This is a genomic window from Duganella sp. AC237, from assembly GCF_979254035.1.
On the sequence record NZ_CEEDEW010000003.1, the window covers coordinates 4714583 to 4731690 of the forward strand.

The 17108-nt window shown below is 63.2% G+C and carries 13 protein-coding genes and 8 tRNA genes; 8 read left to right on the plus strand and 13 right to left on the minus strand.

Annotated features, from left to right (window positions below; translation table 11 throughout):
• Positions 1–200: 200 nt before the first annotated feature.
• Together AC0IYS_RS20925 and earP are read right to left on the minus strand one after the other, a co-directional pair.
• Positions 201–776: an elongation factor P gene (locus AC0IYS_RS20925; protein WP_471706998.1), complete on the minus strand. Its 576-nt coding sequence runs from the start codon at positions 774–776 to the stop codon at positions 201–203.
• Between the two features lie 130 nt (positions 777–906).
• The gene (earP, locus tag AC0IYS_RS20930) at positions 907–2058 is read right to left on the minus strand and encodes an elongation factor P maturation arginine rhamnosyltransferase EarP (protein WP_471706999.1); all 1152 of its coding nucleotides are present in this window, start codon (positions 2056–2058) and stop codon (positions 907–909) included.
• A 229-nt stretch (positions 2059–2287) separates the two neighbouring features.
• Here earP and AC0IYS_RS20935 point away from each other — a divergent pair, with 229 nt between their 5' ends.
• From AC0IYS_RS20935 to AC0IYS_RS20945, 3 genes are all read left to right on the plus strand, one after another.
• A complete protein-coding gene (locus AC0IYS_RS20935; protein ID WP_471707000.1) occupies positions 2288–3397 on the plus strand; it encodes a hypothetical protein in 1110 nt (369 codons plus the stop codon).
• A 93-nt stretch (positions 3398–3490) separates the two neighbouring features.
• Entirely contained in the window at positions 3491–3781 is a 291-nt protein-coding gene (locus AC0IYS_RS20940; RefSeq protein ID WP_471707001.1) for a hypothetical protein, read from the plus strand.
• Positions 3782–3792: 11 nt separating this feature from the next.
• Positions 3793–5829: a S8 family serine peptidase gene (locus AC0IYS_RS20945; RefSeq protein WP_471707002.1), complete on the plus strand. Its 2037-nt coding sequence runs from the start codon at positions 3793–3795 to the stop codon at positions 5827–5829.
• Between the two features lie 65 nt (positions 5830–5894).
• Here AC0IYS_RS20945 and AC0IYS_RS20950 read toward each other — a convergent pair.
• From AC0IYS_RS20950 to apbC, 10 genes are all read right to left on the minus strand, one after another.
• Positions 5895–5970 (minus strand) — tRNA-Glu (locus AC0IYS_RS20950).
• Between the two features lie 52 nt (positions 5971–6022).
• A tRNA-Glu gene (locus AC0IYS_RS20955) sits at positions 6023–6098 on the minus strand.
• A gap of 184 nt (positions 6099–6282) precedes the next feature.
• A tRNA-Glu gene (locus AC0IYS_RS20960) sits at positions 6283–6358 on the minus strand.
• 22 nt (positions 6359–6380) lie between these two features.
• Positions 6381–6456, minus strand: a tRNA-Ala gene (locus AC0IYS_RS20965).
• A gap of 72 nt (positions 6457–6528) precedes the next feature.
• Positions 6529–6604, minus strand: a tRNA-Glu gene (locus tag AC0IYS_RS20970).
• Between the two features lie 44 nt (positions 6605–6648).
• Positions 6649–6724: transfer RNA gene (locus AC0IYS_RS20975), tRNA-Ala, on the minus strand.
• A 128-nt stretch (positions 6725–6852) separates the two neighbouring features.
• Positions 6853–6928, minus strand: a tRNA-Glu gene (locus AC0IYS_RS20980).
• Between the two features lie 59 nt (positions 6929–6987).
• Positions 6988–7063, minus strand: a tRNA-Ala gene (locus AC0IYS_RS20985).
• Positions 7064–7146: 83 nt separating this feature from the next.
• Entirely contained in the window at positions 7147–8553 is a 1407-nt protein-coding gene (gene gltX, locus AC0IYS_RS20990; protein WP_471707003.1) for a glutamate--tRNA ligase, read from the minus strand.
• 51 nt (positions 8554–8604) lie between these two features.
• The gene (gene apbC, locus AC0IYS_RS20995; RefSeq protein ID WP_471707004.1) at positions 8605–9693 is read right to left on the minus strand and encodes an iron-sulfur cluster carrier protein ApbC; all 1089 of its coding nucleotides are present in this window, start codon (positions 9691–9693) and stop codon (positions 8605–8607) included.
• 133 nt (positions 9694–9826) lie between these two features.
• Here apbC and metG point away from each other — a divergent pair, with 133 nt between their 5' ends.
• The 5 genes from metG (at position 9827) to AC0IYS_RS21020 (ending at position 15984) form a co-directional block, all read left to right on the plus strand.
• Entirely contained in the window at positions 9827–11992 is a 2166-nt protein-coding gene (gene metG, locus AC0IYS_RS21000) for a methionine--tRNA ligase (protein ID WP_471707005.1), read from the plus strand.
• Positions 11993–12005: 13 nt separating this feature from the next.
• Positions 12006–12485 carry a GNAT family N-acetyltransferase gene (locus AC0IYS_RS21005; RefSeq protein ID WP_471707006.1) on the plus strand — a complete coding sequence of 160 codons (480 nt, stop codon included), beginning with the start codon at positions 12006–12008 and terminating at the stop codon, positions 12483–12485.
• A gap of 138 nt (positions 12486–12623) precedes the next feature.
• Positions 12624–13142, plus strand: a complete 519-nt coding sequence (locus AC0IYS_RS21010) for a hypothetical protein (RefSeq protein WP_471707007.1) — start codon at positions 12624–12626, stop codon at positions 13140–13142.
• A 578-nt stretch (positions 13143–13720) separates the two neighbouring features.
• Entirely contained in the window at positions 13721–15457 is a 1737-nt protein-coding gene (locus tag AC0IYS_RS21015; RefSeq protein ID WP_471707008.1) for an extracellular catalytic domain type 1 short-chain-length polyhydroxyalkanoate depolymerase, read from the plus strand.
• Between the two features lie 146 nt (positions 15458–15603).
• Positions 15604–15984 carry a hypothetical protein gene (locus tag AC0IYS_RS21020; RefSeq protein ID WP_471707009.1) on the plus strand — a complete coding sequence of 127 codons (381 nt, stop codon included), beginning with the start codon at positions 15604–15606 and terminating at the stop codon, positions 15982–15984.
• Between the two features lie 56 nt (positions 15985–16040).
• On the opposite strand, the gene AC0IYS_RS21025 is transcribed toward AC0IYS_RS21020, so the two are convergent.
• The gene (locus AC0IYS_RS21025; RefSeq protein WP_471707010.1) at positions 16041–17105 is read right to left on the minus strand and encodes a porin; all 1065 of its coding nucleotides are present in this window, start codon (positions 17103–17105) and stop codon (positions 16041–16043) included.
• Positions 17106–17108 lie beyond the last annotated feature (3 nt).

The window sequence follows — 17108 nt, forward strand, 5'->3', positions numbered from 1 at the left end:
CGTCGCATTAATATATCAGCGCGTTGTCACCACCACCACAAAAATTACTTCTATTTCAGCAATTAATTGCATTTGACCTACTTTTAGGTGTAAAAAAAGCACGCCGGCTGCTGCGGGCGTGCTTTTTTGCCACAAAATCGCCGATGTTCGGCGATTATTGGCGCATCCGGATCGAAACCGGTGACGAACTAGTGACGAACTTAGTTGCGAACGATGCGCTTGTATTCGTTGGTACGGGTGTCGATCTCGATGACGTCGTCCTGGCTCACGAACAGTGGCACTTGAACGGTGTGCTGCTTCGATTCGATGGCGTTTTCGATCTTGGCTTCTTTCAGGACGTTGCCCGAAGTGTTGCCCTTGACGGCAGGCTCCGAGTACACGATCTGGCGCGCAATGGTGGTCGGCAATTCAACCGAGATCGCCTTGCCGTCGTAGAACACGGCTTCGCATTCCATACCGTCTTTCAGGTAGTTCAGCGCGTCGCCCAGGTTCTCTTCTTCGATTTCATACTGTTCGTAGTCCGCGTCCATGAAGACGTACAGCGGATCGGCGAAGTACGAGTAGGTCACCGGCTTTTTGTCCAGCACGACCACGTCGAACTTGTCGTCGCCGCGGAAGACGTTTTCCAGCGGGCTGTTGGTCAGAAGATTCTTCATCTTCCATTTGTACGTGAAGCCCGTGCGGCTCGAACCGTTCACATCGGAGCGCAGCACGATGAATGGTTTGCCTTCGACCATGATGATATTGCCAACACGAATTTCTTTTGCAGGTTTCATAGGGAGTGTACGTAAAAAGTAGGTTGCGTAAAAATCATCTGTCGCCGGGCCAAAAGCCGTCAGCTCACGGTTGATCCAGTAAAAATGTGCGAGATTAACCCGGCATTATACCCGGCTTTTCCCGCGACGCCTATCTCAAGCTGCCGGCGAAACGCATCAGGTTGGCGGCCAGATCGCCGTTGGCCAACATCTGTTGCCGCCATTCTTCCGCGCGCGCGGCCATTTGCGGCATCTCCGCGTGGAAGGCGCGCCACAGGGCCGTCCCATCGCCCTGCCCGCCTGCCGTCGGCGCGCCGTTCCACTCCAATGCAAATTGTTCCAGCGCTGGCAAGGCGGTGGCGTAGCGTTGCAGGAAGGCGCGCAACTTCTTGTGGTGCAAATTCTCATCCTGCGGATAGATGTGCCAGACGAACGGCTTGCCGGCCCACTGGGCGCGCACGAAGGAGTCCTCGCCGCGCACGAAGTTCAGGTCGCAAGCCCACAGCAGTTTGTCGTAGTCGGGCTGCGGCACGAACGGCAGCACCCGCACCGTCAACGCGCCGTGCGTGGCGGCCGCGCCCGCCGTGGCCGGGCCGCCGAGGAACGCTTGCACCGCCTCGGCGGCGACGCCTTCGGGCACCAGGCAAACCATGGCCTCGCCGCCCTGCCGCAAGGCGTCGAACAAGGCCGCGACCGGCGCGTGCGGATAGCAGAACAGCGACACTTTGATCGCGGCCTGGTCGCGCGGGGTCACGCCCAGCCCGCCCAGGAAGGCCGCCATCGCCGCCGGGTCCGACTGGAACGCCAGCCGCTCGGGTTCCAGCGCGGCCTCGCGCAGCAGGCCGCCGGTTTTGTCGGTAAAGCCGGGGAAAAAGAAATGCTTGGTCAGCGGCAGGCGCGGATGCGGCGACGTCAGCCGATGGCAGCCTTCGACCCACTCCTCCGCCGTCAAGCCTTCCAGGTTGAACCAGATCGGACGCGGCGTGCACTCGGCCATCGCGGAGATGTAGCCGGGCGGGATGTCGCAGGCGAAGAACTCGATGACGATGTCGGCCACGTCGGCGGCGTCGTAGATACCGTCCTGGTCGCGCCAGTGGCGCACGGTGACGCCGTCGATCAGTTGGCTGTCGGCGTCGATCGCCACCTGCGGACACAGGCGCCGGAAGCTGACCAGATCGTCCACCCAGAGCCGCACGTCGAGCGCGTGCTCGCGCCGCAACTGGCGGGCCAGGCGCCAGCAAATGCCGATGTCGCCGTAGTTGTCGACGACACGGCAAAAGAGATCGAGGCTGCGCAAAGTCATGATGGGGGACGGTTTAAAAATGAGGCTGGATGATACCTGATTAACGTACGAAGGGAACCAAGAATACCAAAACTTCGCCTCGCGCCGCAGGTCCAATTCCTTCCAGCCCAGGGCCTCCTCAACGCGCGCTTGCAGAACGACGGAGAACAATAAAAGGTCGCGCCTGGTGGCGGCGCGCTGGTGCTGGAACCAACGCAATCCACAAACGAATCAATAACAAGGAGATGTCATGAATGAGTTCCAACAATACTATGGACAACAACTAGCGCCGCAACAAATGGGGCCGATGGGCCAGATGGGGCCGATGGGTCAGATGGGTCAGATGGGCCAGATGGGCCAGATGGGCCAGATGGGTGGCTTGGCGCCGATGGGCTTCCTCGGTGGCATGTTCGGCGCCCCGCTGGGTGGCCTGATCGGGCGCGGCATCGGCGGCCTGTTCGGCAACGCCAAGCTGGGCAACCAGATCGGCCAGCTGGCCGGCGGCATCGGCGGCTCCTTCCTGCCGCTGGGCGCCGATCCCGTCAGCGCCGCTTACGCACAACAAGCGCAGCAACAACAGCTGCAACAACTCCAGCTACAACAACAATTACAGCAGCAACAGATGATGCCGCAACAAATGATGCAACCCGGCGACCTGTCGGCGCAAGGCTGGTTCGGCAATATGGTGAAGCACGTGGCGCGGCCGTTGGGCGGCGCGATCGGCGGCGCCTTCGGTCACGCCGGCATGGGCAACGCGATCGGCGGCATCGCCGGCCAGTTGGGGGGCATGCTGCCGTTCGGCGCCGATCCGATGTCGATGGCCTATATGCAGCAGGCGCTGCAAGAGGCGCAGATGCAGCCTCAAAGTCTCATCGGGCCGACTCCCGGCTCTGGCGGCACCGGCTGGCTGGCCAATCTGTGGCGCAACCGCTTCCCCAATACCTTCACCGACCTCCCTCCCGGCAACAGCGGCATAGGCGGTTCGCGCATGTTGCGGTTCGGCGCAGATCCGATGGCGCAAGCCTACGCCATGCAGGAGGCCCAGATGCAGCAGATGCAGCAGATGCAGCAGATGCAGGATCCACAGGGAATGATGCCGCAAGGGGGATGGTTCGGCAACCTGATCAAGCACGTCGCCCAGCCATTGGGTGGCGCCATCGGCGGCGCTTTCGGCAACGCGGGAATGGGCAATACCATCGGCGGTATCGCCGGGCAACTGGGCGGCATGCTGCCGTTCGGCGCCGATCCGGTCATGGCCGCTTACGCCCAGCAAGCCGCGCAGCAAGCCCAACTGGCACAGTTGGCCCAGCAGCAAGGCGGCAACGGCGCAATGTATGGCGGTCAGCAAACGCTGCACTGACGCCGCACTGACACGCTAAGGCGACGGCGCCGCACGCCGTTCTTGCCCTCCGACGGCCCCGGCCGCGGAGGGCGCTGCTTTGAGGAGAAACCCATGAGCCACGCGCACACCGCGCCAGGCAAGGCCAGGTATTTGATCCACGCTGGCGGCGGCACGCCGCTGACGGACTTTCTCGCAATGGCCGAAACCGATCCCGAGATCACCGTGATCGATCTGATCGGCCCGCGCGGACAGCCGCACACCGCCGTGTTGGAAATCAGCGAAGACACCGCGCAGCGGCTCCAGCGGCAGTTCCGCGACGCCAGCGCCCCCACCCACCAATTCACGATAGAACCGGACCGCCCGCTGTCGATGTTCGACAGCGGCGCGGCCGGGCCGATTTGAAAGGAATCCACATGCCCAAGAATCCCAACGGCGGCGCACCGATGCCGCCGGAGTCCACATCAAGCGGCGGCGAGCCGGCGGCCGCATCCAATACCGAAGGAAGCGGCGCCACCCCCACCACCCCCACCACCACCACCACCACCACCAACACTACCACCACCGCCGGCGCCGGCGACGGCAATGCCGCGCGGGCGGCCGACAGCCTGGCCGACAACGTCGGCCGCGCCATCGGCTCGCGCAAAAAACAATACGTCGTCGCCCCGCGCCAGGTGCCGGAGGGCTTGCAGACGCTGGGCTTCCAGCCGCTGCAGTTCTCCGCGCTGGAACAGGCGCTGCGCAACAGCGCCGACGTCGAAGTGGTCGACACGGTCGGTCCCAAATCGGTGCTGGGCACGCTGGCCGACGGCATGGGCGGCAGCCAGGGCGTGCTGGTGGCACGCATGACGGAACAGAAGGCGGCCCTGCTGCACCAGCAGGGCCAGGGCCGGCTGCTGGTCGAGCATGACCAGCACCTGACCTTGATGGAGCCGGCGTTTCGCCAGCCGCAGATGGTGACCGGCGTCATGCCCGGCGGCGGCGGCCCGGTCGTGAATGCCGTCATCAGCGTGATCGGCAAGGACGGCGCGCCGCAGGCCGATGCCGAGGTGTCGCTGTTCGGCGGCATGATGCCGGCCAGCGGCAAGACCGACGCCAACGGCCAGGTCACGTTGTCGCTGTTCGGCGAGACGCCGGAGTCGATCACCGGCCTTTACGTCAAACCCAAGGCCGATTACTGGAGCTTCTACCAGCGCGATCCGGACATCAGCACCGACGAGGCCAACGTGGTGGCGCTGCGCGCGCTGTCGGACTGGCCGGCGCTGGCGGGCTTTCCACGCCAGCGCGCGCTCGGCTGGGGGCAGAAGGCGATGCGGCTCGACCAGTTGCCGGGCGCCTACCGCGGCCAGGGCGTCAAGATCGCCGTCGTCGATTCGGGCGCGGCCACCTCGCACGACAATCTGCGCGGCATCAAGGCCGGCTTCGACGTGATGAACAAGAAGACCAATCCCGAAGGCTGGGACCAGGACACGATGGGCCACGGCAGCCATTGCGCCGGCGTCATCGCGGCGGCCGACATCGCTTCCGGCATCCGCGGCTTCGCGCCCGATGCCGAGGTGCACGCGTGCAAGCTGTTCCCGGGCGGCCAGGTCAGCCAGTTGATCGACGCGCTCGAGTACTGCATCGACAAGCAGATCGATGTCGTCAACCTGAGCTTGGGCGGGGCCGAGGTGTCCGAGGCGCTGGAGCAGCAAATCCTGCGCGCCAAGCGGTCCGGCATCGCCTGCATCGTCGCGGCCGGCAACTCCGGCGGTCCGGTGCAATACCCGGCCTCGTCGCCGAACGTGCTGGCGGTGGCCGCCATCGGCAAGCTCGACGAGTTCCCGGTCGATAGCTACCACGCGCAGACGCTCGATGCCAATGTGGACGCCTACGGCTATTTCACCGCCAAGTTCAGCTGTTTCGGACCGCAGGTGGGCGTATGCGGACCGGGTGTGGCGATCACCTCCTGCGTGCCGCCGAATAACTTTGCGGCCTGGGACGGCACCTCGATGGCGACGCCGCATATCACCGGCCTGGCGGCGCTGGTCCTGGCGCACCACCCGGACTTCCAGACCCCGCAATATAAGGAGCGCGGCGCCGAGCGGGTCGAGCGGCTGTTCCAGATCCTCCGCGCCAGCGCGCGCCGGGTCAGCCTAGGCGACCAGAGCCGCACCGGTTTCGGCATGCCGGATGTGTTGGTGGCGGTCGGCCTGCAAACGCAGGCCGGGCAAGCGGTGCAGCAGCCGGCGGTGACGCCGCAGGCGCATGCCATGCAGCAGCCGGTGATCGCCGGCATGATGGCGCCGCAGGGCATGATGGCCCAGCAAGGCCTGCTGTCGCCGTTCATGGCGGGCGGCGTGGAACCGTTCGGGCTGGAACTGGCGCGGGGGCCGTGGAATCTGCCGCGCACCGGGCCGTGGTACCAGATCTCGCCGACGATGCCGCCGCAGTATCCGACCTTCCAATGGTGACGCACTGAAAACGCGCCGGACAATGCAAAAAGCCGCGCGAGGCGGCTTTTTGCATACTGCTTGTTTGGCGTCCCCAGGGGGATTCGAACCCCCGTACTCACCGTGAAAGGGTGATGTCCTAGGCCTCTAGACGATGGGGACAGAAATCTGTCCGTGTTGCCGACCTAAATTACTGGTAAAACTGGAAAAATCCTGGCGTCCCCAGGGGGATTCGAACCCCCGTACTCACCGTGAAAGGGTGATGTCCTAGGCCTCTAGACGATGGGGACTTTTCCAAGGCGCGAATCATAGCAGTCAAATTCATCGAGCGCAATAGCAAACCCTTGTTTTTGCACGAGATTCCCGCAAGATTGGCAGCCCGGCAACGCACGCCCACCAAGGCAAGCGCGGGCAAAAGCGACGGCACAAATACAAAAAAGCCGCGCAAGGCGGCTTCGTCATCGAATCAAATACTGGCGTCCCCAGGGGGATTCGAACCCCCGTACTCACCGTGAAAGGGTGATGTCCTAGGCCTCTAGACGATGGGGACATGTCGGTGCTCTCTGCGCTAATGGTGGAGGTAAGCGGGATCGAACCGCTGACCTCTTGCATGCCATGCAAGCGCTCTCCCAGCTGAGCTATACCCCCGGGCGCAGAAAGTCTTCTGTCGTACTACGGTGCTGCAACTACCTCTTCTACTACTCGTCAGCCTGGCAAAGCTGGCGTCCCCAGGGGGATTCGAACCCCCGTACTCACCGTGAAAGGGTGATGTCCTAGGCCTCTAGACGATGGGGACCTTGGCGCTACGGTTACTACGTCGTCACTATCATCTCCGCGCAGTGGTGGAGGTAAGCGGGATCGAACCGCTGACCTCTTGCATGCCATGCAAGCGCTCTCCCAGCTGAGCTATACCCCCGGGCGCAGAAATAATAAAAGCCGCTTGCGCGACTTTTGTTTTCACTACTTGTATCTATCCAGCATGAAGCCAAACATCAAACAAATCAGTACAAACAACGTCAACTACAACTCTGCTACTTTACAACTTGGCGTCCCCAGGGGGATTCGAACCCCCGTACTCACCGTGAAAGGGTGATGTCCTAGGCCTCTAGACGATGGGGACCGCGAACAACCAAACTGCCACTACGTTTCTGCGCATTTTCAACAATCACCAAAGTTTCTTGGTGGAGGTAAGCGGGATCGAACCGCTGACCTCTTGCATGCCATGCAAGCGCTCTCCCAGCTGAGCTATACCCCCGTTGGCGCAGAAACAAGAGTATAGCAAAGAAGCCGCACTATGCAAATACCCTTTTGCAACTTTGCTCCGGTTTTAATGCAAACTCAGAGAAATTTCGCCAGACGCGCAACAATCGCCTCGCGGCCGAAGATCTGCAACACCGCATCGATGGCCGGTGTCTGCAATTGACCGGTGACGATCAAACGCAGCGGCATGGCGATCTGCGGCATCTTCAAGGTGTTCGCGGCCAGGACTTCCTTGATCATCGCGGCCAAGGCTTCCTTGCTCCACTCCACCGTCTTGCAGCGGTCGGCGAACTGCGCCAGCGCCGGCTTGACGGCGTCGGTCAGATGCTGGGTCAGCAGCGCGTCGTCCGGCTGCGGCGCGCGGTAGAACAGCATCGCCGCGTCGGCCAGTTCGTTGACAGTGTTGGTGCGCTCCTTCATCAGCGCCAGCACGGCGGGCAGATCGGGCGCGCCATCGAACTCGGCGCCAGCGGCCAGCATGCGCGGCTTGGCCAGCTCGGCCAGGCGTGCGTTGTCGGCCTGCTTGATATAGTGGTTGTTCAGCCAGTTCAGCTTTTCGATGTTGAACTGCGCGGCCGAGTTCGACAGGTGCGAACCGTCGAACCACGCAATCACCTGCTCCATCGAAAACACTTCTTCATCGCCGTGGCTCCAGCCCAGGCGCGCCAGGTAATTCAGGATCGCTTCCGGCAGATAACCTTGCGCCGGGTATTCCATGACGTTGACGGCGTCCTTACGCTTGGACATCTTCTGGCCGTCGGAGCCGAGTATCATCGGCAGGTGGCCGTACAGCGGCAGCGGCGCGCCGATCGCGCGCAGGATGTTGATCTGGCGTGGCGTGTTGTTGACGTGGTCGTCGCCGCGCAGCACGTGGCTGATCTGCATGTCCCAGTCGTCGACGGCGACGCAGAAGTTATAGGTCGGCGTACCGTCCGGACGGGCGATGACCAGATCGTCCAATTCCTTGTTGCCGATGGTGATGGTGCCTTTGACGAAATCGTCCCAGGTCACTTCGCCGTCGAGCGGATTCTTGAAGCGCACCACCGGCTTGCGGCCTTCCGGAATGGCCGGCAAGGTCTTGCCCGGCTCGGGACGCCAGGTGCCGTCGTAGCGCGGCTTTTCGCCGGCCGCGCGCATGCGCTCGCGCATCGCTTCGACTTCTTCCGGCGACGAGTAGCAGTGGTAAGCGGTGCCGGCGCTCAGCATCTGGCCGACCACCTCGCGGTAGCGGTCCATGCGCTGCATCTGGTAGAACGGGCCTTCGTCGTGGTTCAGGCCCAGCCATTCCATGCCTTCGATGATGGCTTGCACGGCTTCCGGCGTGGAGCGTTCCAGGTCGGTATCCTCGATGCGCAGCACGAAGGTGCCGCCGAAGTGGCGGGCGAAAGCCCACGAATACAGCGCCGTGCGGGCGCCGCCGAGGTGGAGGAAGCCGGTCGGGCTGGGAGCAAAGCGGGTACGGACTGGCGTGGCTGGTGTGGTCATCGAGGTAAGAAAGCTGAGATGTAAAAGCAGCTATTTTACCTCGTCGCCGCCTTAATCGTTCTTGATGACGATGCTCGGGAACTTGCTGGTCATGTCCTTGGCCTTCTCGGACACTTGCACCGCGATCTTGCGGGCGATGTCTTTATAGATGGCGGCGACCTGGCCGTCGGGATCGGCCACCACCGTCGGCTTGCCGGAATCGGCCTGCTCGCGGATCGCCATCGTCAGCGGCAGCGCGCCGAGGAACTCGACATTGAAGTCCTTGCACATCTTGGCACCGCCGCCGGCGCCGAAGATTTCCTCCGCGTGGCCGCAGTTCGAGCAAATGTGCGTGCTCATGTTCTCGACGATGCCGAGGATCGGAATGCCCACCTTCTCGAACATCTTCAGGCCCTTGCGGGCGTCGAGCAAGGCGATGTCCTGCGGCGTGGTGACGATCACGGCGCCGGTGACCGGCACCTTTTGCGACAAGGTCAGCTGGATGTCGCCGGTGCCGGGCGGCATGTCGACGATCAAATAATCCAGGTCGCGCCAGTTGGTCTGCTCCAGCAACTGCTGCAGCGCCTGCGTGACCATCGGGCCGCGCCACACCATCGGCTCGTCCGGATCGATCAGGAAGCCGATCGACGACACTTGCACGCCATGGTTTTCCAGCGGCTCCATCGATTTGCCGTCCTTGGTTTCCGGACGGCCCGACACGCCCAGCATCATCGGCTGCGACGGGCCGTAGATGTCGGCGTCGAGCAGGCCGACCGAGGCGCCCTCGGCGGCCAGCGCCAGCGCCAGGTTGACGGCGGTGGTCGATTTGCCCACGCCGCCCTTGCCGGAGGCGACGGCAATGATGTTTTTCACATTCGGCATGAGCTTCAAGCCGCGCTGCACCGTGTGCGGGATGACCTTGGTCGACACGCCGACGCTGATGTTGCCCGCGCCTGGCACCGCCTTCAGGCCGGCGATGACGCTGGCGCGGATGCTGTCGACCTGGCTCCTGGCCGGATAGCCGAGCTCGATATCGAGGGAGATATCGCCGTTGTCGACCTTCAAATTCTTGACGGCCTTGCCGCTGACGTAATCTTTCGTTGTATTTGGATCAATGATTTTGGACAGCGCCGCCTTGACGTCTTCTACAGTAATGCTCATGTGACTCTCCGTGAAATGTGCGCCCATTTTAGCGCATCGCGCCATAATTACCGGCCGCGCCCCATTGCCGGAGTGACCGCTTGCCGCTTCCACTGTTAAAATGCTCCTTTTCCACCCACAAAGTGCATCAACCATGACCCGCAAGCTGTTCGTCACCACTGCCCTGCCCTACGCAAACGCCGCTTTCCATATTGGCCACATGATGGAGTACATCCAGGCCGACATCTGGGTCCGGTTCCAGCGAATGCAGCGCGATGGCGATCTGCCGCGCACGGTGCACTTTGTCGGCGCCGACGACACCCACGGCACGCCGATCATGATCGCCGCCGAAAAGGAAGGCATCACGCCGCAGGAATTCGTCGCCAAGATCGCCGCCGGCCGCGCCCAGTACCTCGACGGCTTCCACATCGCCTTCGACAACTGGTACTCGACCGACTCGCCGGAAAACGTCGAGTTGTCGCAAGGCATCTACCGCAAGCTGCGCGACGCCGGCCTGATCCAGACCAAGATCGTGCCGCGCTTCTACGACCCGGTCAAAGGCATGTTCCTGGCCGACCGCAACATCAAGGGCGAGTGCCCGGTCTGCCACGCCAAGGACCAGTACGGCGACAACTGCGAAGTATGCGGCGCGGCCTACCAGCCGACCGAACTGATCAATCCGTTCTCGGTGTTCACCAACGCCACGCCGGTCCTCAAGGATTCGGAACAGTATTTCTTCAAACTGTCCGATCCGCGCTGCTATGAATTCCTCAAGCACTGGCTGAACACGCCCGGCCGTTTGCAGCCGGAAATGGTCAACAAGGTCAGCGAATGGCTGGGCGAGTCCGGCGAGAAACTGGCCGACTGGGACATCTCGCGCGACGCGCCCTACTTCGGCATCCCGATTCCGGACGCGCCGGGCAAGTTCTTCTACGTCTGGCTGGACGCGCCGGTCGGCTACCTGGCCAGCCTGAAAAACTATTGCGAGAAGCAGGGCATCGACTTCAACGCACTGTTGAACGACCCGGCCACCGAGCAGATCCACTTCATCGGCAAGGACATCGTCTCCTTCCACCTGCTGTTCTGGCCGGCGATGCTGAAGTTCGCCGGCCATCCGGTGATCGACAAGCTCAAGGTCAACGTGCACGGCCACCTGACGGTCAACAACGAAAAAATGTCCAAATCGCGCGGCACCGGCATTTCGCCGCTGCGCTATTTGAACCTGGGCATGAATCCGGAATGGCTGCGCTACTACATCGCCTTCAAGCTCAACTCGAAGGTGGAAGACCTGGACTTCACCGGCGAAGACTTCGTCGCCCGCGTCAATAGCGACCTGATCGGCAAGTACGTCAACATTGCCAGCCGCTGCGCCGGCTTCATCGCCAAGAAATTCGACGGCAAGCTGGCCGGCTCGCTGTCCGAGGGCGCGCAGGGCTGGATCAAGCGCGCGCTGGTGACGGCCGAGGGCGTCGAACGCCAGGCCAGCATCGCCGCCAATTTCGAGGCGCGCGAGTTCGGCAAGGCGCTGCGGGAAATCATGGAAATCGCCGACATCACCAACCAGTATGTCGACGAGAACAAGCCGTGGATCCTGGCCAAGGATGAAGCCAAGATTGCAGAGCTGCACGACGTCTGCACCGCCGCGCTGATCCTGTTCCGCCAGCTGACGATCCTGCTGTCGCCGGTGCTGCCGGGTGTGGCCGCCAACGTCGCCAAGTTCCTCAACGACGAAAAGCTGGTGTGGGCCGATACCGATGTCGCCAGCGGCGCCGTCTCGCAAGCCATGCTGGGCCGCACCATCGGCGCCTACAGCCACCTGATGACCCGCGTCGACGCCAAGATGATCGAGGAGCTGTTCGACGCCCCCAAACCGGACGCCGCCGCCCCTGCCGCTGCCACCGCCGCCGTTACCGCCGCCGCGCCTGCCGCCGCCGGCGCCACGGCCGCTGCGCCCGCCACCGGCATCGAGGAACTGTCCCCGGAGATCAAGATCGACGACTTCGTCAAGATCGATTTGCGCATCGCCAAAATCGTCAACTGCGAACACGTCGACGGCTCCGACAAGCTGCTGCGCCTGACCCTGGACGTCGGCGAAGGCCGCCACCGCAACGTTTTCTCCGGCATCAAGTCGATGTACAAGCCGGAAGAGCTGGTCGGCAAGCTGACCGTGCTCGTCGCCAACCTGGCGCCGCGCAAGATGAAGTTCGGCGTGTCCGAAGGCATGGTGCTGGCGGCCTCGGCGGCCGACGAGAAGGCCAATCCGGGCATCTATATTTTGAATCCGTGGCCGGGCGCCGAGCCGGGCATGCGCATCCGTTAAGGACAGTCCAGGCATGAACATCGTAGTGCGTGAAGCGACGGAAGAAGATGCCAAACTGATTGCCGAGCTCACGCGCGCCGCGTGGGCAGGCAAGGTCAGCGTCACCTCCAGCGGACACCGCGAAACCGCCGTCGTCGTTGCAGACCATCTGCGCGACGGCGGCGGTTTTGTTTTATTGGTCGACGACGAGCCCGTGGGCTCGGTGCGCTGGCTGCCGCTCGACGCCGACCCGGACGTCTGGGAAATCTGCCGCATGGGCGTGCTGCCGCGCTACCGGGGCAGCAACTTGTCGCAGCACCTGCTCGAAGCCGTGATCCACCACGGCCTGGCCTGCGGCGTCGAAGAGGTTCGCTTGGCGGTGCGCGCCGATCAGCCCAAGCTGATCGACTTTTACGCCGCCTACGAATTCGAACTGGCGGAAGAGCTCGAGTATTCGCATGCCAATCCGATGGAAACCCCGCCGCTGGTGATGCGCCGCTCGTTGCGCTACTGAATTTTCTTCCAATCATTACAGCGTTTGCTCGCAAAGCGGCTTCCACAAATCCGACCTCTGCGCAAGCGACTCTCCTACTCGCTTCGCCGCCCCCTTGTGAAAAAATGACGACTCCTAAAACCTAAATGAGGAGCAAACATGAAAACCAAATTTGCAGCGTTGACCATCGCAATCCTGATGAGCGCGGCCGCCGTGGCGCAAACCGGCGGCACCAGTGGAAGCAGCAGCGGCCAGACCGGCACCAGCGGCACGGGTGGCACCAGCACCACCGGTAGCAGCGGCGGCGCCGGCGGCACCGGCGGCACCAGCGGCCAGACCGGCAGCGGCGGCAGCAGCACCGGCAGCGGCAGCGGCACGCAATCGGGCACCGGCAGCGGCTCGGCCGGCAGCCAGTCGGCCGGCAGCGGCGGCATGACCGGCAGCCAGTCGGGCGGCTCGACCACGGGACAATCCGGCTCGACGGGCGGTTCGTCCAGCACCGACCAGTACGGCAGCGGCAGCGCCAGCGGCTCGGGCAGCGGCAGCAGCGGTAGCAGCGCCAGCGGCACAAGCGGCAGCGGCCGCCAGGACGGCACCACCTCGTCGACCCGCAGCAAACAGCAACAGTCTAAAAACAAAAACAAGTCGGATCAGAGCGAGACTTCACGCAGCCGTTAAGGCGCGCAACGAAAGGCAATCAAACTTGATTTTTTGCCTTATGGCCCGCCATGACTGGCGGGCTGCAGCAACCCGCTAACAGTCATCTCCGCCGAGCCATGAAGGTCGCGCTTCCGCACTAACTCCAACAAGTCAGGTCCCTGACGAGGCGCCGCGAACGCATGCGCCGCGCGCCGCCCAAAAAAAATGTGCATCGACACCATTTTCTCGCGGAACTAAATTCTCTTGATCTATGTCAAAGCTGTAGAGAGAAGCGAGGCCGGGCATGCGTGGCGACGATGTCGTTTGCGCAAAAGCGGCGAATTCATCGTGATGCAGGTGTCGCCGGACGCGGTTTCACCATCATTTCGATAGTCATCCCCTCCCACGCGAAAGTCTAGCGAACGCTGCCGTACCGGCTTGCGGCGGGGGCGCGCGCGGGGGTCTGACCTCGCTATCTTACATCGCTCGCAGAAGCGAATCACGGACACAACAGTAGAAATACTGGGGTGCTTGTAAGCCGATTTTTTTGCACTACTATTTTCTTCACCCGACCTCATCGGATGCGGGAATTACTTACATAACGGAGACACGGAATCATGGCAATCAACATCAAACGCTTGGTATCGCAGGCAATCGCCGCGACCATTATGCTGGGGTCCGCCTGCATGGCCCATGCCGCTACGGCCGGGCCCGGCACATGGAGCAGCCAGCAAAGCTGGGCCAACGACACAGTCAATGGCGGGCAACTGACCGGCTACTTCTATTGGCCCGCATCGCAACCGACCCTGGCCGGCAAACGGGCGCTGGTGCTGGTGCTGCACGGCTGCCAGCAAACCGCCACCAACGACGTCATCAACAGCGGCACCGACGGCGGCTACAACTGGAAGGCGGTGGCGGACAAATACGGCGCCGTCGTCATCGCGCCCAACGCCCCCGGCAACGTCTACGCGAACCATTGCTGGGACTACGCCAGCACCAACCACAACCGCACCAGCGGCCACGACGCGGTCCTGCTCGACGTCGTCAACCGCTTTGTCGCCGATCCGAAATACGCGATCGACCCCAACCAGGTGTATGTGACCGGCCTGTCCTCGGGCGGCGGCGAGACGATGGCGCTGGGCTGCCTGGCGCCGGATGTGTTCGCTGGTATCGGCATCAACGCCGGCCCGACACCTGGCACCACGACCCTGCAGATCGGCGCCGTACCGTCGGGCTATACCGCCGCAACGGCCGCCGGCAAATGCAAGGCGATGGCCGGCAGCAGCGCCAGCAAGTTCTCCACGCAAATTGCCGGCACCATCTGGGGCACCATGGATTACACCGTGGGGCAGGCCTACGGCCCGCTGGGCGCGGCGGCGATGCGCCAGGTGTATGGCGGCACCTTCAAGGCGGACGCGGCAACGACGGTGCCTGGCGGCGGCAGCAATATCCAATACCGCGACAGCAACGGCAAGGTGCGCACGCACGAAATCACCGTGACCGGCATGGGCCATTCGTGGCCGGCGGGCGCTGGCGGCCAGAACATGAACTACGTTGACGCCACCAAAGTCGACTACCCGGAATTCGTCATGGATTTCTGGTACAAGAACAACATGCGCGTCTCGAAGGTCGCCGGCCCGACCGTCACCGCTTGCTCCGCCAACGTCATCAGCGCCACCAGCGCCACCATCACCGGTGCGGCCACCTCGCCCGGCAGCGTGACGACATACACCGTGGCATTGAGCGGACCGACCGCGGTCAACGACAACGCGGCAGGCAGCGGCCCGAGCTTCAGCAAGACGTATAACCTGAGCAACGGCTACTACAGCGGCACCGTCACCGCCACCGACAACCTCGGCCAGACGTCCGCCGCCTGCGCGGTTCCGCAATTCCTGGTTGGCAATGCACCGACCTTGTCGACGCCGTCGGGCCTGAGCGCCGGCAGCCCGAGCGCCACCGCAGTACCGCTGAGCTGGAATGCCGTCAACGGCGCCACCGGCTACAACGTCTACCGCAACGGCGTCAAGGTGACGGCCACGCCGGTGACCACGCTGACCTACAGCGCCACCGGCCTGACCGCCGGCACCACGTACAGCTTTGCCGTCTCGGCGGTCGGTCCGGACGGCGAGAGCGCGCTGTCGGCGCCGGTGAGCGTCACCACGCCTTCCGGCTTTGCCTGCACGACGGTTACCGCTAACAACTACGCGCATGTGAAGGCCGGCCGCGCGCACCAGGTCGCGGGCTATGCGCTGGCCAACGGCTCCGACCAGGTGCTGGGCTTGTACAGCATCTTCTACACCCGGACGCTGGCGCAAACCGGTCCTGGCTACTATATCGTCGGTAGCTGCCCATAAGCATTAACTTGCCGTCCCGCAGCAGCATGGGGGACGGCATTTTTGACGCGTCGATTCCGACCATGACGCGAGGAATCGTCCTACGCAAGAGCTCAGCTTGCTGTGAAAAAATGGGTCTCCATTCAACGAATAACGAGGAGTCACCCATGAACACCAAATTGACCGTCATGATTGCCGCAATGTGCATGAGCGCGAGCGTGTTCGCGCAGACCCAGCCGACCGGCCAGTCCACCACGCCAACCGGCCAGTCCGCCACGGCGGCGGGCACCAGCAACACCGGCACGCCAACCGTGGGCCAGAGCACCAATAACAGTGGCGAGCAAAACGCGACCGCCATGCAAAACAACAGCAACACCCAAAACGCCGCGACGCCGCGCAACGCCCAGCGCAAGACCGACAAGTCGATGCAGCAGTCCAAAGTGAACGCCGATTGCGCCCAGGGTCATACCGACGGCCACGCGACCGCGCCGACGCATAGCGGCACCGCAAGCGCCGAGGGCTGCGATACCAAAACCATCAAACGCTAATATGCGTGACGGCACGTGGGGATGGCCGGCATTGTCCGGCCATCCCCACCGCTGCTTTAAAAAACGTGGCGGATGCCGAGGTTGACGCCCCGGTTGCCCGTCCCGCCTTCGATGGCGCTGCCCACCGTGTATCCGGCGCCGTTCTTGTTGCGGATGTAAGCGTACACCCCGTACAAATCGGTGCGCTTCGACAGGTAGTAGCGATACCCGCCAGCGAACTGCTGCGCGTCTTGATTGAAGTTGGTCTTGTCGTTTTTGCGGATGTACGACGCCAGCCAAACCCCACTCCCCCGCGGCACCGTCACGCCGAGCAGCATTACGTCGCTGTCGGTGCTCGGCGCCGGCGCGACCGCGTAGCCGAACGGATTGGCCAGGTTGCGCGGCAGCGCGCTGTTCAAACCCTTGTCGATGCCGTAGGCGCCGTGCAGCTTCATGAAGCCGGCGTCGTACAACGCCGTCAGCACCGTGTTATTGGCGGCGCTGGTGTTTTTCAGCGTGGCCGTATCGTTGTCGCGATGGTGCGTCGCCAGCCGCATGGTGAATGCGCCGCGATTGTAGATCAGCGATCCGCCCAATTGGCGGCCGGCCGCGCTGTCGCCGGATACTTCGCCAGCACCATACACCAACTCCACCGTGACACCGCCAAACGCCGGTGACACATACTTGATCGCGTTGTCCATGCGGCTGGCGCTGTTGCCGGTCGACGCCATCAGGTTCTTGGTGTCGCCCGCCGTGCCGGAGCCGAACGGATCGACCGTGGCCACGGCCAGGTACTGCGGCGTGTACTGGCGCCCCAGGGTGACCGTGCCAGATCGGGTCTGAAGGCCGACATACGCCTGGCGCCCGAACAGCAGGCCGCCCTGGCCCATCGCGCCGGTATCGGACTGGAAGCCGTTCTCCAGCAGGAAGATGGCCGACATGCCGCCGCCCAGATCCTCCGTGCCCTTGAAGCCGAGCCGCGATCCCGCCTCGACGCCGCTGGTCAGTTTGGTGGTGGTGGCGATGCCGCCGCTTTCGCGCACCAGCGCCATGTCGACGATGCCGTACACCGTCACATTCGATTGGGCGACAGCCGTCGCCGCCGATGCACCGAGCATCAGCGCCAGCATGGTTTTTTTCATTGT

Bases quoted from the DNA above. Each gene is read 5' to 3' on its own strand.
- AC0IYS_RS21020 (WP_471707009.1), top strand. From the start codon at position 15,604: ATGAACACCAAATTGACCGTCATGATTGCCGCAATGTGCATGAGCGCG.
- AC0IYS_RS21010 (WP_471707007.1), top strand. From the start codon at position 12,624: ATGAAAACCAAATTTGCAGCGTTGACCATCGCAATCCTGATGAGCGCG.
- AC0IYS_RS21005 (WP_471707006.1), top strand. From the start codon at position 12,006: ATGAACATCGTAGTGCGTGAAGCGACGGAAGAAGATGCCAAACTGATT.
- AC0IYS_RS20935 (WP_471707000.1), top strand. From the start codon at position 2,288: ATGAATGAGTTCCAACAATACTATGGACAACAACTAGCGCCGCAACAA.
- earP (WP_471706999.1), bottom strand. From the start codon at position 2,058: ATGACTTTGCGCAGCCTCGATCTCTTTTGCCGTGTCGTCGACAACTAC.
- metG (WP_471707005.1), top strand. From the start codon at position 9,827: ATGACCCGCAAGCTGTTCGTCACCACTGCCCTGCCCTACGCAAACGCC.
- apbC (WP_471707004.1), bottom strand. From the start codon at position 9,693: ATGAGCATTACTGTAGAAGACGTCAAGGCGGCGCTGTCCAAAATCATT.
- AC0IYS_RS21015 (WP_471707008.1), top strand. From the start codon at position 13,721: ATGGCAATCAACATCAAACGCTTGGTATCGCAGGCAATCGCCGCGACC.
- AC0IYS_RS20945 (WP_471707002.1), top strand. From the start codon at position 3,793: ATGCCCAAGAATCCCAACGGCGGCGCACCGATGCCGCCGGAGTCCACA.
- AC0IYS_RS20940 (WP_471707001.1), top strand. From the start codon at position 3,491: ATGAGCCACGCGCACACCGCGCCAGGCAAGGCCAGGTATTTGATCCAC.
- AC0IYS_RS20925 (WP_471706998.1), bottom strand. From the start codon at position 776: ATGAAACCTGCAAAAGAAATTCGTGTTGGCAATATCATCATGGTCGAA.
- gltX (WP_471707003.1), bottom strand. From the start codon at position 8,553: ATGACCACACCAGCCACGCCAGTCCGTACCCGCTTTGCTCCCAGCCCG.
- AC0IYS_RS21025 (WP_471707010.1), bottom strand. From the start codon at position 17,105: ATGAAAAAAACCATGCTGGCGCTGATGCTCGGTGCATCGGCGGCGACG.